11 protein-coding genes and 2 pseudogenes are annotated in these 15,106 nt (G+C 67.8%); 5 read left to right on the top strand and 8 right to left on the bottom strand.

What is annotated here, in order from left to right:
- Positions 1-1,560: 1,560 nt before the first annotated feature.
- The 4 genes from AB0D93_RS40025 to AB0D93_RS40040 form a co-directional block, all read right to left on the bottom strand.
- Entirely contained in the window at positions 1,561-2,523 is a 963-nt protein-coding gene (locus AB0D93_RS40025; protein WP_362131214.1) for a hypothetical protein, read from the bottom strand.
- Positions 2,524-4,021: 1,498 nt separating this feature from the next.
- Positions 4,022-4,480: a hypothetical protein gene (locus tag AB0D93_RS40030; protein ID WP_362131217.1), complete on the bottom strand. Its 459-nt coding sequence runs from the start codon at positions 4,478-4,480 to the stop codon at positions 4,022-4,024.
- Between the two features lie 100 nt (positions 4,481-4,580).
- Positions 4,581-5,030, bottom strand: coding sequence for an RHS repeat-associated core domain-containing protein (locus AB0D93_RS40035; RefSeq protein WP_362131296.1), 450 nt, complete (start codon positions 5,028-5,030; stop codon positions 4,581-4,583).
- 162 nt (positions 5,031-5,192) lie between these two features.
- The gene (locus AB0D93_RS40040) at positions 5,193-5,543 is read right to left on the bottom strand and encodes a hypothetical protein (protein ID WP_362131220.1); all 351 of its coding nucleotides are present in this window, start codon (positions 5,541-5,543) and stop codon (positions 5,193-5,195) included.
- A gap of 590 nt (positions 5,544-6,133) precedes the next feature.
- Between AB0D93_RS40040 and AB0D93_RS40045 the strand changes: the two are divergent.
- Positions 6,134-8,093: pseudogene (locus AB0D93_RS40045) on the top strand (ABC transporter ATP-binding protein).
- A gap of 152 nt (positions 8,094-8,245) precedes the next feature.
- On the opposite strand, the gene AB0D93_RS40050 reads toward AB0D93_RS40045, so the two are convergent.
- Positions 8,246-9,034 carry a hypothetical protein gene (locus tag AB0D93_RS40050; protein ID WP_362131223.1) on the bottom strand — a complete coding sequence of 263 codons (789 nt, stop codon included), beginning with the start codon at positions 9,032-9,034 and terminating at the stop codon, positions 8,246-8,248.
- Between the two features lie 181 nt (positions 9,035-9,215).
- Between AB0D93_RS40050 and AB0D93_RS40055 the strand changes: the two genes are divergently transcribed.
- On the top strand, positions 9,216-9,581 hold the full coding sequence (locus tag AB0D93_RS40055; protein ID WP_362131226.1) for a hypothetical protein: 366 nt from the start codon (positions 9,216-9,218) through the stop codon (positions 9,579-9,581).
- Here the strand turns inward: AB0D93_RS40055 and AB0D93_RS40060 are convergent.
- Positions 9,578-9,751, bottom strand: a complete 174-nt coding sequence (locus tag AB0D93_RS40060) for a hypothetical protein (RefSeq protein ID WP_362131229.1) — start codon at positions 9,749-9,751, stop codon at positions 9,578-9,580. The two genes, AB0D93_RS40055 and AB0D93_RS40060, sit on opposite strands and share 4 nt — an antisense overlap.
- Before the next feature lie 41 nt (positions 9,752-9,792).
- Here AB0D93_RS40060 and AB0D93_RS40065 point away from each other — a divergent pair, with 41 nt between their 5' ends.
- A complete protein-coding gene (locus AB0D93_RS40065; RefSeq protein ID WP_362131232.1) occupies positions 9,793-9,978 on the top strand; it encodes a hypothetical protein in 186 nt (61 codons plus the stop codon).
- Positions 9,979-10,503: 525 nt separating this feature from the next.
- Here AB0D93_RS40065 and AB0D93_RS40070 read toward each other — a convergent pair.
- Both AB0D93_RS40070 and AB0D93_RS40075 read right to left on the bottom strand, forming a co-directional pair.
- Positions 10,504-12,087, bottom strand: coding sequence for a hypothetical protein (locus tag AB0D93_RS40070; protein WP_362131235.1), 1,584 nt, complete (start codon positions 12,085-12,087; stop codon positions 10,504-10,506).
- A 142-nt stretch (positions 12,088-12,229) separates the two neighbouring features.
- Positions 12,230-12,420, bottom strand: a pseudogene (locus AB0D93_RS40075) (IS5/IS1182 family transposase); the annotation flags it as partial.
- A 105-nt stretch (positions 12,421-12,525) separates the two neighbouring features.
- On the opposite strand from AB0D93_RS40075, the gene AB0D93_RS40080 reads away from it, so the two are divergent.
- On the top strand, positions 12,526-13,215 hold the full coding sequence (locus AB0D93_RS40080; RefSeq protein ID WP_362131238.1) for an HAD-IA family hydrolase: 690 nt from the start codon (positions 12,526-12,528) through the stop codon (positions 13,213-13,215).
- Between the two features lie 1,193 nt (positions 13,216-14,408).
- Positions 14,409-15,056 (top strand): hypothetical protein, encoded by a 648-nt coding sequence (locus AB0D93_RS40085; RefSeq protein WP_362131241.1) that lies wholly within the window; start codon positions 14,409-14,411, stop codon positions 15,054-15,056.
- Positions 15,057-15,106 lie beyond the last annotated feature (50 nt).

Genomic DNA, 15,106 nt, shown 5'->3' on the forward strand with positions numbered 1-15,106 from the left:
ACCAGTGGTCGGGGCGGGAAGCAGTTCTGGTGGTGTGCGATCCGCCGGTGGGTGACTCCGACTGGGGCCGTGAGGACCTGCTGCGGGACTCGCGCGGTCTGCTCCGCAGACACGACGCGCCGTCGCTACGCGACGGGAATTCCCTTGCTCCGCAAAGGAATTGACGACCCGTCACTCCGTGACGGGTCTCTGAATTGCTCCGCAATTCAGTCCAGGAATTCGCTCCGCGAAATTCCTGGAAAAGCGCGGCTAGGTGGGCACGGGGCGCGCCGAATCGGTCATGGGTGAGGAAAACTGATAAGCGGACTGAAATTCTGTAGCTGACCATTCCTCGATTCCCTTAATTCCTTTCCCGATTGAGCCGAGAATACGCCTTCCGCGCCTATCTGGGCAACTCATGACCAGAGGCCACCCCATGCCAGGACGAGTCCGATTCCAGGCCCGCCATCAGCTCCCCCACGCCCCGCACATCCGGGCTCCAGCCCGGACCCTCCCCCAGCCCAGCGCGGCGGCGGAGCCGACGCGCAGCCAACTCACAGGCCGTCCCGATCCCTGAGGCAGCCACCCAACCACGCCCCCGCCCCCCATTCCTCACCATTCGTCAAGCGGCGCGGAACAGGTGGCAGCAGAGGGGATGTCAGCGGCACGACCAGGCCCCGCAGGCTCTTGACATGGGGTGATGTGGAGGCCGGCCGCTAGGCCGCGCAACCTCCACCGCAACACCTGACGCAACATCAGGCGCAACGCGGTTCGCAACATGCCGTCTGAGCCAGCGTCCTCGGCCCCGGCCAGCGCGACGGCCGCCACCACCGGCTCGGAGACGGGGACGGTGCACGAGGTCGACGAGGCAGGCCGACTCCGGGGCGAGCCCGGCGGCCACCAGACGCGTCGCGAGCGCGATCGCCCGCTCCCACCATTCGGCCACCTCCCCGACGGGCGCCGGGCCCTGGTCGGCCACCAGCGGGCCGACGGCGAAGTGGACGACCATCAGGCAGTCGCGCAGCGGGGCGTCGACCAGGGCCAGCCGGGCCACCGCGCGGGGCTCGGTACCAGGCCGACGCAGGCGTCCGCGTCCACCGCCGCCAGGACTGTGCGCGCCAGCACCGGCCCGCCGGTCGCACTACGTGAACCGCCTTCAGCTGGACGAGCAGAACGGCCGCGGACTCTGCGCATGTAGCCGGCGGCCTGCGCGGCAAGGCATATGGAGGTGAGCGGTAGCACTGGGTACACCGGGGTGTTCTGACGCAACAAAGCAATCGCTGCTGCGCGCAGGGGGTGTTGCGCGCCAGTCGCTTCGCTAACGGGCCTTCAGGTACGACAGCAGCTCGCCTACCGTCTCGTCATGGAGATCACTACCTCCGAGATCGCCAGCGTGGATCCCGACGAGGCGGTCTTGCGAACGTGCAGTGGTACTCGCCCGGCGTTCGGCGAACCAATTCGGTGGTCCTACCGTGCTTCTGCCGATCGCTGCTGAAGCGTACTCACAACGAGTCACTTCACTGGGCAATTGGCCTTACTCCTTGAAACTCTATGAAGCAGAAGCAAGAATCAAGCACTTACTTAACTCTTGCCTTCCTGGTTCAAGAAAAGTTTCTCAAATCGCTGATACTCTGTCCGCAGGCTAGAGATCCCTGTGTAGCCGGCCAGGGTTGTGAGGAAGAGGCGGGGCCCCGCCCAAGCACCAGTCGACCACAATTGGATCAACCACGCTGGAGCCGTGCCAAGATCTTGGGACAGCTCAACCCAGGATGCTGTGTCGGCAGCATGCTCGCCGTGCGCCATCGACGATCCACTCGTCCAGGCATACCCCTCGATGCCGATTCGGCGCTCAAGGTTTTCGCTGAGCCAGTCGATCGAAAGCGGCGTGATCTCGGTGGCACGAGGGCGCTTCGTCACACGCCAGCCCCGGCCCTTTGCGTAGCTCTCGATGTCGGCGATGTCCGTCGCAGGATCGCGGTTGCTCCCATGCTCGTCCTCGACCTGGCCGTCGTTGTCGATGACCTGGTCGGCGTCAGTGACGCCATCGCCGAGCATGTTCCTGAGGCGGATACCTGCCGAGAGCCGTGCGAGCCAACGCGTCAGGGCACGCTGCAACCGCACGTCAGTAGTGATGGTCGGGTCGATCACCGCTGTGGCCCACAGGCACGCCTCGAAGATGCCGCGCGCGACCGAAACCGCGCCCATCAACGATGCCTCCGCGCGAAGCAAGACGGCGAATCCCCGAAGCTGATCGGCGGCGCTGAGGATGTTGACCGCTGCTTCATACCTGAGGATCTTCGCGACTGGTTCGGCGCGGCCACCGAGCAAGACGTCGGGGGCCATCATGTCCTCGCGCGCTGGGCTCGTTTGTTCCACCGTCCAGGGCTTGAGGCCCAACTGCGTGAAACCCTTAGCCATTTCGTCAACCGCTGCCGCGAGCGCATCACGACGCTCACGCGCCTCCTGTGCGCCTCGGTTGATCCGGCCGAGCATTTCCATCGCCCAGGCCTCGTCGTTCTGGCTTACATCGCTCTCGCCTGTCACTCGACACAGCCTGCCAGAAGGCACCGACGTAGGAATCGCATTTTCTGTCGCGGAATCGCGCCGGGGTGCGGTGCAGGTACTCACGTTCCGATCCATCTGATGTACGCGACATCTCGATCGAGAGATCCCACGAGGTCTGCTGAACGCCCAACTGAACAAGCCAGACCACGATCAAGATCATTAGCCAACATCCAGAAACGCCACGGCCGGCTGGGCCCGGACCGACGTTCCTGCTGACCTTGCTTGCCCTCTTGGGAGGGTACCCACGCCCTCAGATCACGGACGGGACGGACGTGCAGAGCGGGCAGGTGGGCTTCGGGCCCGCTGCTGAGCTGCCGGGCCGAGAATGCGTAGTCAGGAGGCAGACCGCGGCCGCTTTCGCGAACCTCTTGTCCGGGCGGCAACCGCCGCCGCACCCCTGACTGATGCGCTGCTCGCACCCGGCCGTCGCTGCCGCCACCGAGCAGTCATGGGAGACGTGGAGAACATTGCACAGCTCGGGACTGCCCTGGGAAGGGTTCTACCCGCAGTCAACGAGGCCACCGCACCGCACTACGGCTGTCCTAGCGGGCACACCGTCGTGCCACGCGCGCAACCTACCGCAAGAACACGACCTCGGTCCCGCCGCGGCCGACTCCGGTCGGCCCGACGACCCGGGTGCGGAGCTACTACCGCACGGACGGCACCTATGTCCGCAGTCACCACCGGCGGATCAGCCCGCCTGCCGCCGTTGCGGCCGGCGGAGGTGGTCTCATCTTGTTCATCCTCCTGTTGATCGCCCTCCTGGGAGACGGCGGCGCGGGTGCTAAGAGCAGCCCCAGCCAGCATCCGACCTCTCCCGTCAGCATCAGCGGGCACTTATCGCACCGGTAGGCAACGCGCGTGAGGGCCCCGGACATCAGCTGTCCGGGGCCCTCACGCGGTCCTGAGTACCTGCGGTGCTGCGGATTTTCGCGAGAGTTGCGGGGCTTCTCCGTGCTGGTTGCCCCCGCTGGACAATGGTCGGTCAGGGCCTGTAGGCCCGTCCGCAGACGGTTACCGCGTGCCTGGAAGGCGTCGGCGTCCATGGATTCCAGCTCGTCCAGGACACCGAGGCAGGCAGCCGCCTGGAGGGGGTGGGTGGCCATGGTGCCCATCGCCGGCAGCGGGTCCGCGTCCTCGTGCCGGATCAGCGGTGCGATCGCGGCCACCCTGCCGGGGTGTTCAGCTGCCGACTGGCCTCGGCGTCGTCCTCCCGCAATGCAGTTCGTCGTGGCGGCGGCTCGGAGATGGTCACGGGCGCCTCCAGGGGTCGGCCAGTGAGTCGAACAGGCCCAGCGGAATGACCTCGGCCAACGAGGTGTCTGTGTCCTCGTCCATCGGTTCGCTCTCGGTCGGAGAATCTGGGATCTCCCGCCCTGGGGCCGTTGCTCGAGTGCGGGCGGCGACCCGGCGATCCCGACGAGACCGTTTCGCCGGAGGGTCCTTCTCATCTCCGGGCCCGTCTGTGATCACGGGCTCAGCTCGCGTCTCCCCACACGGCTTGCAGATCCTCGCACCGGACGGTGATCGACGCGTCGGTGAGCGCGATCTCATGCAGACAACCGCCACCCTCGTCGGGAAGGATCTCATCGAGGAGCACGGTGTCGACGCTCATCCAGTCGATGGAGTGTTCATAGTCAATGGAGAAGTGCTTAACGCCCGAGTAGCTGATGCGCAGGCCGGAGTCGTGCTTGAACTTGTTGGGCGCGAATTCCAAAACCAGCCCACCGCTCTTGTCGGTGGCGAGGTGGACCCCGGCCAGTTCCAGATCCTTCACACAGCGGGTGGCGCCCGCGATGTCGTAGTGGCCGGGGTCGGTGGCGAAAGACCGGGCGCCCGGGGGCAGGTCGGCGCGCAGACGCGGCAGTTCGGCCAGGTAGGCACTCGGGTCCACGTAGAACCCATCGTCTTCCCAGACGGCCGTGACGTACTTCATTTGCAACCTTCCGCGGCGAGAGGCGGTCGCCTCCATTTTTCTCCGGTGATGTCCTCGGTCCCCTTGGGACCGATGCGGCCCACCTTCCGCAGCTCGTAGATCAATTGAACCAGCCCTGGCTGTTGAACAGCCCGACTTCGCGCCCGGACTTGTCGTAGACGTGGATTTCCACGTCCCTTCCCTTGTTGCCCACCGGGAAGATGTCGCGTCGCCCTGTGTACCCTTGCCCGAAGTCCAGCGGGTTCTTCGGCCCTGTCGGCCCCTTCCCGGCAAGGCCGAGAGGGTCGCTCCAGCCCAGTGAGTTCGGAACGTAGGCGTGGTGATCGGGTGCGGGAACGAGACCCAGCGGATCCGCGCTGATGTACCGCGCCGTTTCCGGGTCGTAGTACCGGTGCAGGTTGTAGTGCAGGCCCGACTCGGAATCGGCGTACTGGCCCGGAAAGCGCAAGGGACAGTCCACCGGCGACGCGGCTTCCTCCGGGTCCGGGAGGCGAGCGCCCCACAGGCTGGTACGGCGCTGCCAGACCAGATCTCCCGTTGAGGTGACCAGTGAGGACGGCCGCGATAAGCAGCAGCCACCAGTGTGCCAGGAGCCAGTTGACCACCATCACCATGATCACGACCGCTGCGGCGGCGGCCAGCAGGGCGGCTTGTCCATCCTGCTGGCCGCGCCGGCGGCTGGTGGTCCGCCGCGTGGCCGGTGGGCGCCGGGTCATCGCTCAGCCCCCAGGGTGGAGAAGTCAATCGGGTACGACACCGTCGGCTGGGGTGCCGGCTTCCTCGGCTCGGGGACATCGAACTTGATCGGGTACGACACGGTCGGGCGCGGCACCACATCCTGTGAGGTGCTGCCGGCATGGCGGTCGAAGCGGATCGGATAGGTCACCGACGGCCGGCGCAGCGCACTGTCCGTTCCCTTCGCCGCCGAGGCGTGGCCGATGCCGAACACGGCCAGGCCGAAGAGAGCAAAGATGGTCATCTCCCGGCGCGCGCCCGGCGCCCATCGGGAGTGTCCGCGTACTGGCGTCCCGTCGGAGCGCACGTACGACCGGACAAACGGCATGTGGTCCTCCCCCAGTGATCGTCTCTTCCCCGCAATCACCGACATGCTGACGGCCGCCACTGACAATGGATCACGACCGATCGACCAACTCACCCCGTTTGGCGAACAGTTCAAGACAGGACGGAACATGCGGCCGTAGCTGAACGCTTAGTTCCAGGGCGCCAGGAATGCGGGCCGCGCCTATCGGTGAGGATGCCGAAGACACACACCTCACCTGGGCAGTCGGGCAACGCTGGACTCCGCACGCACTCGCTCAGAGCACGGTTGCGGGAGCTCCGGCACGCGCTCAATCCCAGGGCTGCCAACACGACTGAAACACATGTGTTCGAAATTCCGGCTGCCGCGTTGAGCCACAGGAGTAGCCGCACAACCGTCGAGGGGGACCACGTTAAGTTCGGCCAAGGCCCAAGCACAGACGACTGCCCATAACGTGGCACGGAGTACTCGTCCCGCGACCACTCCAGCTGCGGGGCTCATGTGCGGATGAGTACGGTCACGATGGCGGGGCGGCTGCCCGCGCCGGCTTTCCGGGCGCTGAGCGGGTCCAGGTCGGGAGGCACCTGGTGAAAGGGTTTTTCGGGCGGGTGCGGATGGTCGAACCGGAGGTCTCCGACGCCGAGCAGGAGCTCTTCGGGGGGCCTTTGCGCTATGACCTCGGCTGGTCAGAACACGAGCGTGCCCGGCTGGACTTGACGATGCTGTCGGCGCTGCGTTCTATGCCGAGGCTGGTCGGGGCGACCGCGGATGGCGTGGCAGGCGGATCGGCGCGCTCTGCTCACGGTCGCGATCAGCGAGGTGGGGCAGAGTGTCGCTGCGGCGGTCGGGTTGCTCGCGGTCAACGCGGTCATGCACGCGCTGCTCGGCTCGGGCACTCCTGGGCAGCGGTTGCACGCGGTCCTGCCGGGGCTGCTCGCCGCCGCCGGAGCGGCCGTGGTCAACTCGGGCTTGGCCGGATGGTCCACTTCGCGGGCGGGCCGGTTGGAGCCGCTGGTCGAGCGGATCGCCACGACTCAGTACCTGGCCGCCGCTGCGTTGGTCGAACTGGAGGCCATCGAGGACCCGGAGTTTAGGCGGCTGATCGACGTCGCCCAGTACGGCGCCGGATCCGCCCGCCGCATGATCAGTGGCTGCGTCGCCGCGCTGAACGGGACCATCTCGCTGATCTCCACGGCCGGTGTGCTCACCATCCTCCACCCGGTCCTGCTGCCGATGCTGGTCCTGATCGCGGCGCCGCGCGGTTGGGGCGCGATGCGGGTGGCGCAGGAGCGGTACGTGTCGGTGATGAGCTGGGTCGAGCATGTGCGGGCCAGCCGCCTGATCGGCAATCTGCTCACCGAGCGCAGTGCCGCGCAGGAGGTGCGCATCCACGCCGTCGGCCCGTTTTTGCTGAGCCGCTACGAGCGGATGGCGGAGAGCGCGGAGGCCGAGCAGGAACGGCTGGCCGCCGGCAAGGCCGTCACCGAGTGGGTGGCCGCCGCGCTGTCCGGCCTGGCCATGGCGGCGACGTACGCGGCCATGTTCTGGCTGATCATGAGCGGGCAGATGAGTCTGGCCGTGGCCGGGACCGCCGTCATCGCCGTCCGGTCCGGCTCGGCGAGCCTGGGCGTGCTGGTGATGAACATCAACCAGCTGCACGAGGAGTCCCTCTACGTCCGCGACCACGCCCGGTTCCTGGACGAGGCGGCACGGCGCACTATCCCCGACGGGGGTCGCCTTGTTCCGGCACAGGTGAAGCAGGTCGTCCTCGACCAGGTGAGCTACCGCTACCCGGACCGGGAAGCCCCCGCCCTGGATGGGGTGTCCCTCACGCTGCCCATGGGCACGGTCACCACCGTGGTCGGCGAGAACGGCTCCGGCAAGAGCACGCTGATGAAGGTGCTGTCGGGCCTGCTGCTGCCGCAGAGCGGGACCGTACGGTGGGGGGAGGCCGACCTTGCTTTCCTGGACCGCTCCCGGGTCTTCGACCGCGTCGCGCTGCTTACCCAGGACTTCCAACGCTGGCCCGTGACCGCCGCGTTGAACATCTGGATAGGCCGACCGGCCCAGCAGGCCGGCCCCGAAGACCTGCAGCCCTCCCTCGCCTACGCGGGTGCCGGAGCGGTCATCGCGAAACTCCCCCACGGCCTGAACAGCCTGCTGGCCCGCATGTTCCGCGGCGCCAGCGAACTCTCAGGCGGCGAATGGCAGAAGATCGGTCTCGCCCGAACCCACTGGCGCAGCTCCACCTCGGATGCCGACGGCGTGCTCATCGTGGACGAGCCCACCTCCGCCCTCGACCCGGAAGCCGAGATCGCCGCTTTCGACCGCATCCGCGAGCTCGCCGCTCCGAACCGGGCTGTCGTCCTGGTCACCCACCGCATGTCCGGCGTCCGCCACGCCGACCGCATCTACGTCCTGCACCACGGACGGCTCGTCGAGCACGGCAGCCACGCCGAACTCATGACCGCTAAGGGGTGCTACGCCTCGATGTTCAACGCGCAAGCCGCCCAGTACACGGCCGCCGTCACCATCCGCCGCCCCACCTCCCCCACCGCCGCAGATCCCGCATGACCCGATCGAAGGGCCCAGCGTGACGGCTCGTCCCACAGCCCAGGAAATCGAAGGCAACCGCTGCATGCCACAGCTCGCCTTGGACATCGATGGGACTGCTGCAGGGGTGGGTGAGGGCGAGGACGTCGTCGTCCGACTTCCAGGCCGAGGTATCAGCCCTTGAGCTTCTCCGAGTCGATGACCTCGCCGGGCGGCGGGGGCGTGACCGTCACAGGCTCGTTGAACGCCGTGAAATCAAAGGAACCGGGCTCCTTGCCGCCCACGGCTGCCAACCTGAGCGCGTAGGGCTGCCCCTTGGCGGATACGAGGAGCGTCTGCGTCGCAGCGCCGTCCTTCCCCGTGAGCGTTACGGCGGGCGTGCCGTTGACCTTGGTGTCCGCTCCCCGGGTGAGGTGGCTTTCCTTCTCGTCCTTCTCGAACATCGTGCCGATGTCACAGAAGGGGAATTTGTCGTCCGCCTTCGCATCCTCCGCCGGCATCTTGAACCAGCGCCCCTTGAGCATCTCGGTGAGGGCGTCCGTTTCCTTGGACGACGAGCCCTCCTCGCTGCCCGTCTGCTGCCAGAACTTCTCATCGCCCTTCATGAAGGTGTCGCCGCCGACCTGACGGATTTCGGCGGACCCACCCCCGGTGGTGAAGGTTCCGTGGCAGTTGCCCTTCGCGGCCACGGCGAAATCGAAGGTGATGTGCTCGCCGTCGGTGGTCATAGCGCCCTTGACCTTGAACGAGTCCAGCTTCGTCATGGCCACCCGGGCCTTCTCGGAGATCTGAGCCGCAGTCAGTCCCTTGAACGGGTCCACCGGCTTCGGGGGCGACGGCGTGGCGGAGACAGCTTCCCCTGCCCCCTTGGCGTCCGTCTTCTTGTCGTCTCCGCAAGCGGTGAGTGTCAGTGCCGCCGTCACGCACAGCACTGACGTAGCCAGAAGAGTGCGATTGCCCATTTTGTTTCCCCTTTAACAAGACCGTTCGATGATCGGACTAGAGGGCAGAGCAAAGGGATGCGACGACAGCCACGTGATCTCTCTCACACGATGTCGCGCAGCCGCTGGGCGAGAACGGCCAGGTGACCGAACCTGTCACCCAAACCTGCAGCAGACCCAACCGCTCGGTTCCTGGGACGTATTGCTTGGCCGGACCGCACCAGGGCATCAGCGGCTCTGCCACAAGCACTGGGTCGACGCCGACAAGGACGGCTGCAACACACGGGCCGAGGTGCTGAAGGCGAAGGCCGTCATCGCACCCGAGCAGGGTCCGAACTGCACGCTCACGGGCGGCGAGTGGTACTCGCCGTACGGCGACCGGTACATCCAGGGACCGCGCGGCCTCGACATCGACCACCTGGTGCCGCTCGCCGAAGCCGGGGACTCCGATGCCTCGATCTGGACCGCGAGGGAGCGAGAGGAGTACGCCAACGTCCGCTGGCGGACGGCAGTTGCCAGTAGACGATGCCAGGCACACCGTTCCCCGATGGCGCCGCTCCCCTATTAGCTGCCGGGCCGGGCTACGGCCCAGCCCGGCAGGGGTCGTTTGCGGGACCGGTAAGCGCGCGAGGGAGTTTCGCGGGCCTGCTCTGCACCGTCGTGAGTGATGCGGTAGCACCGGCGACGCGGACGGCCGGCTTCCTCGTGCAGAGCGTGGTCTTCCCAGGCGCTGTCCACCCAGCCGATCTGTTCCAGACGGGCAAGGATCGGAATAGATCGTGCGCGACGGCAATCCCGCCAGTGCGCAACGCGACGACCTGCCCGCGATCCTTCAGCTCTCCCGGCAGCGGGACACTCCCCCGCTGCTGTGCTTCCTCACCTGGTCGGCCGCTCACCACCAGCCGAAGCCGCCAGCTTGGAGCAGGAGGCCCGCCCCGCCCACCCTGCTCGGCGGGCCGCCGTGACCGCCTGGTGGACCGTCGCACGGTGGTTCACCGCCTGCCCGCATCCGGTCCTGCTCCTGATGCCGCCGACCGTCCCTGCTCTGTGCTCCCCCACTCGCTGGCCCGCACCGTCGACTACTTGAGCGGCCACGACGCGGCTGCCGCTCCGTCATCGGTCGAGGTTAGGTGCGACAGGGCAGCGTGGATGGCGGCTACGTCGGACGACCGGCGATCCGCCGTTTGCGGCTGGTGACACGGTTACCGGAACCCGGTGAAGCGCGGGACGTCGGCAGGGATGAGGTCGGGGCGGGGCCGGTGCCAGCGTGCAGGGTGCCGCCATCGTCCGGCAGCATCCCGAGCGACATCGACCCCCACCTCGACGACCAGTTCGGGCCGCACCAGGGTGACGTGCAGGGTCTCGCGAGTGCCCCATCCTGGAGGCGAGTCGAGCGTTGTGTGGCCGGTCCACTTGTTCAGTTGATGGTCGGCGGCCTGGCGGTAAACGGCTTGTGCGCCGCGGAGGTTGTCGAGTCGGCCGGCGAATCGTCAGGTCTTGCGCACGGCGCCGGTGAAGCCGGCGATGAACAGGGTGGCCAACGCCCACGCGGCCAGCTGCAGCAGCCAGCCCGTGACCGTAAGGGTCTGCCCTGCGTGGGTGCCGGTGGGGGCGCACAGGTCCTGCGCCCCCGTCTTGACCACCGGCAGACCCAGATCCAAACCCACGCCGACCCGCTCCACGACGCTGCAGGGCGTCGTGGGTGTGCTCGCGCGGGCGGTGTGCTGCAGGCCACCGCCCGGCCCGCCGAGGACGACCGCCAGCGCGACCGAGCCGGCGAGGACGGCGCACAACAGCAGCAGCGCTCGCCAGGGTTGATAACCGAAGCCGAGGGTCAGCCCGGTGAATCGGGCCCAGGCCCGGTCACGCCGCCGAAGCCCGCCGCGGTCGATCTGGTCCCGCCGCTGTGCCATGAGAATGTCCCGCACCTCGCCGTCGTGACCGGCCGCCCGGTGGACGGCGGCCAACTGTTGGTACGGCTGAGCGGAGTAGCCGGGCGTGTGGTCACGCAACAGCTCCAGCCACCGGGACAACCCGACCGGCGCCGGCAGGTCCCCGTAGGTCAGCCCGTCGATGCCGACCAGGGCCCCCGTGGCCTGACCCGACCGGGTCACCCCGCTGGTGTCCAGCCACAGCGAACCGACCGACACGCCGTTCAAAGCGAGCACGGAGTGTCCGGCGCCGGTTGCCCGGAACCCGGCCCGGAGGAACACGGCTCGGTCGACCCGCAGACCGTCGGCGTGCAGGGCCGGTCCGGACATGTTCTCTATCCGCGCCTCGTCGCAATCCAGCAGGCCGAGGTGGGCATCGACCAGTTGGACCGCGCCGGTTGCCCGGAACCCGGCCCGGAGGAACACGGCTCGGTCGACCCGCAGACCGTCGGCGTGCAGGGCGGGACCGGAGGTGTTCTCCAGCCGCGCCCCGTCGCATTCCAGCCGACCGAGATGGGCGTAGGCGAACCGGACCGTGCCCTGTTCGCCGACGCCGGTGGCCCAGAACCCGTCGCGGAGGAACACGCTGTGATCGACCCGCAGAAACTCGGCGTGCAGGGCGGGACCGGACGTGTTCGCCAGCCGCGCCCCGTCGCAATCCAGCAGACCGAGGTGGGCGCCGAGGAACCGGACCGCGCCGGAAGGTGTATCGGCGTTGGCAACCGCTCCGCGCATCGTCATCACCGGCGCGGTGAAGCGTGCAGCGTCAACCGGTGGGTCGTGCGAACCCGCGGGGTGCCCGAAACAGGAACCGTCCAGCACGAGGCCGGGCAGCTGGCTGTCGCACAGGTTCAGACCGTCGGGGACGAAGCAGTCGACCAGCTCGACCCGCAGATCGCTGGTGATGTTCGCCAGGTCGACGCGGCCGGTGATGCGCGCCCCGCGCAGCCGCAGCCCGTGCGGGTCCGCCTCGATGTCCCGCCGACCGCGGACCAGGTCACGGATCAGCGCCGCCGGGACGGTGTGAGTGCTGTCCCAGGACCGCATCGCGGCCTCGTCGACCGGCCCGTCACCGGCCAGGTCCAGCATCTCGCCGTCGCGGACCGCGTCGAGCAGGCTCTGCTCCAACCAATCGGCTGCCATCCGAGCATGCTGGCCTGCCCCACCGCACGACGGCAAGCACGCCGGCGCGAGGCACCGTTGAGCCCGCTGGTCGTCTTCAGGCGGCTTCTGGCATCACGTAGCCGTGGGCGACGTCGCGGCGTTCGGCGGGACGGGACTTGCGGCGGGGCAGCCGCCGTGTCATCAACGTGATCGCCGCCCACGTGATCAGTGCTTCGCTCATCTCAGGCAGGCGTTCGTGGTCGCGGCAGTGACGGCGGGCCCTCATGATCCACGACCAAGACCGTTCCACTCCCCCCTGCACGGAAGAACGACGAAGCCCTTGGCGTCCGGCGGACGCCGGACCGTCTTGAGCGGACCGCCCGGTGACCGCGGCGACTGGACGAGAACGGGCGATGGTGCGGCCGGTGATCGTCTTGAGCTTGCGGCCCGCTCGTCGGCACCGCCAGCATCGGCTGCATGATCAAGGGTGTGATGTTCGACTTCTCCGGAACCCTCTTCCGGATCGAATCGGCCGCGCAGTGGCTGCGCACGGTGGCAACGAAGGCCGGCCTGGACGTGCCCGAGGGTGAACTCGGCGCGTGCGTCAGCCGGCTGGAAGAGTTCGGGGCTCAGCCCGGAGGGGTTCCTCCGCGCACAGTGCCGCCCCATCTGGAGGCACTGTGGCGCGAGCGCGATCTGACCGCCGAACGACACCGGGCTGCCTTCACAGCCCTTACCCGGGAAGCGAAGCTGCCTGCGGCTGACCTGGCCGAGGCCCTGTATGAACGTTCCCAAGACTCCGAGGCATGGCTGCCTTATCCCGACACCGAGGAAACCCTCCGCGCCCTATGCGCGCGAGGCATCCCGGTCGCTGTCGTCAGCAACATCGGCTGGGACATGCGCCCTGTCTTCCGCGACCACGGTGTCGATGCCCTCGTGGACGCCTACATCCTCTCCTTCGAGCGCGGGGTGAAGAAGCCCGATCCCCGGATCTTCCAGATGGCGTGCGACAAGCTCGGAGTGGCACCCGGCGATGCACTCATGGTGGGAGACGAGCCTGTTGCGGACGTCGGCGCTGCCACGCTGGGGTGCCGGGTCCGCCTAGTCGATCCCTTGCCCGTTGACCAGCGTCCCGGCGCGCTGGCCGAGGTGCTCCAGCTCCTCTGACGTGGCCCGACCGGGGCGACTTTCGGCGCGATGTTGAGGGCCCGGCGACCGAACGCCGTCCAGTCCCGCAAGATGCGATGCACGGGCCCTCCTGACCCCGGCCTGAACTGTCTTGTCATACCGGTGGCGCCAGATCAGCTTGGTACCCGGGTGGAGCTGAACAGGCAGCAGGGAGAGCACAGCAGACGCAAGCTGATCCGCCTGGGGAAGCAATGGCACATCCGAGAGATCAACCGCCGGAAGCTGTCGTGACTACTCCGCCCGACCGGTCCCAGGAACCGTTGCTGACCGTACGTGCCACAGCAGTGCTGATGCTCAGTCTGCAGGTGGCTGTTGCGGTCGGCGTCCTGGCCCGCCATGGCCGGCAACACCTGGGCGGTCGCTGTCCTCGCCGCCCAAGGTGCCTTTGCTGGAGCCGTTGCGTTCGCCCGCTGCGTGATCGGCTGATCCCGAGCCGGCCCACCTCACGTCATGCACACGGCGGCACGGTCGTCGTCGCCGTGCCGCCGCGGATCCGCCCATGCCACCACTGCCCCGTGTACCCCCAGGCTGCCAGTGCACCCACGCCTTCCCAGACCGCATGACCCACCCCCTTGCTGGTCGTTGAGTACGGCATCGCGCCATGAACATCCCACCCCCCGGGGATGCGCGACCCATCGTGAGGGCCCGGAAAAGCCCGCCCGGCCCCGGGCCCTCACACCGGCCCCACGATGCACCCAACCAATCGCACACACCGGATGCGCCCGCGCTGGTGCCGGCCGGGCACGCCTCCAACCAGGTCCACCACAGCACCGACATGGACGCCCTCGCCCGCCTGTGCGGACACTCACCCCACCAGACCGTGGAACTCCTCGACCGGTTGGCAACCACCGGGATCTTCACCACCTGGCAGCACAACCGGGACACCGACGAAGTCCTATGGCGACTGCCCCACCAAAAGGCCTCACGTCATCCCGCTGCACGCCCCATGCAGCCCCACTCATTGGAACGGTGAATCCCAGGTCGAGAACTAGACATCACTCAAGAACAACAACAGACTCCACCCATCCGTACTATTTCTACGCCGGGCGACGCGCAGCAGTCATCTCCACTGCCGCTCGGATCCCAGCCCGAGAACATGAGGCGCTTGGCTCTCTGCGCTTGCGCCACACGTGCTGCACGCCCGGCCACGAAACCGAGAGAAGGGCCAACCCATGTCCATCACGACTGGCACTGAACTGACATCGCAGTACGCCGCGCAGGTGACCAGCGACCTGGAACGCAACGCCAAGGAGCAGGAACGCCTCAGTGCCGAGATCGCCGCGCTGCAGGAGCAGCTGGCCGCGCTGCAGCAAGACCACTCCGTGCTGGTGCAGGTACAGCAGGTCCTTGGGCTTTCACCGGCGCCGGTTCAGCCCACAGCCGGTTCGAACGGCGCGGCAGTGCCTGCTCAGCGCAAGAAGGCCTCTGCTGAGCCCGGCCCGGGAAAGCGGACGCGCGCGAAGAAGGCAGCCGGCACACAGGACTCCACGACCAGCAAGAAGCCGGCGGCCAAGAAGCCCAACAACAGGGCCGCAGCCGCGAAGACGGCCCAGCCCACGCTGGTCGAACTCGTCCGCAGCCACCTCACCGAGCAGAGCGAACCGCGCTCCGCGGCCGAAGTCGCCGGCACACTCGGCCAGGCCCATCCCGAGCGCGGCATCAAGACCACCGTCGTGCGTACCACCCTCGAAGGACTCGTGGCCAAGAACCAGGCCCAGCGCACCAAACAGGGCTCCTCCGTCTTCTACACCGCCCCCGGTTCGACCGAGCAGACGGCCACACCGGCAAACGACACGCAGTCGTCGAAGCAAGCCGAGTGAGCTGCCGACAGCGCCCGGAAGACGACGCCGGCCCGCCGATGCGAGTGCGT

It is taken from the genome of Streptomyces sp. NPDC048191, from assembly GCF_040652655.1.
Taxonomy (GTDB): Bacteria; Actinomycetota; Actinomycetes; order Streptomycetales; family Streptomycetaceae; genus Streptomyces.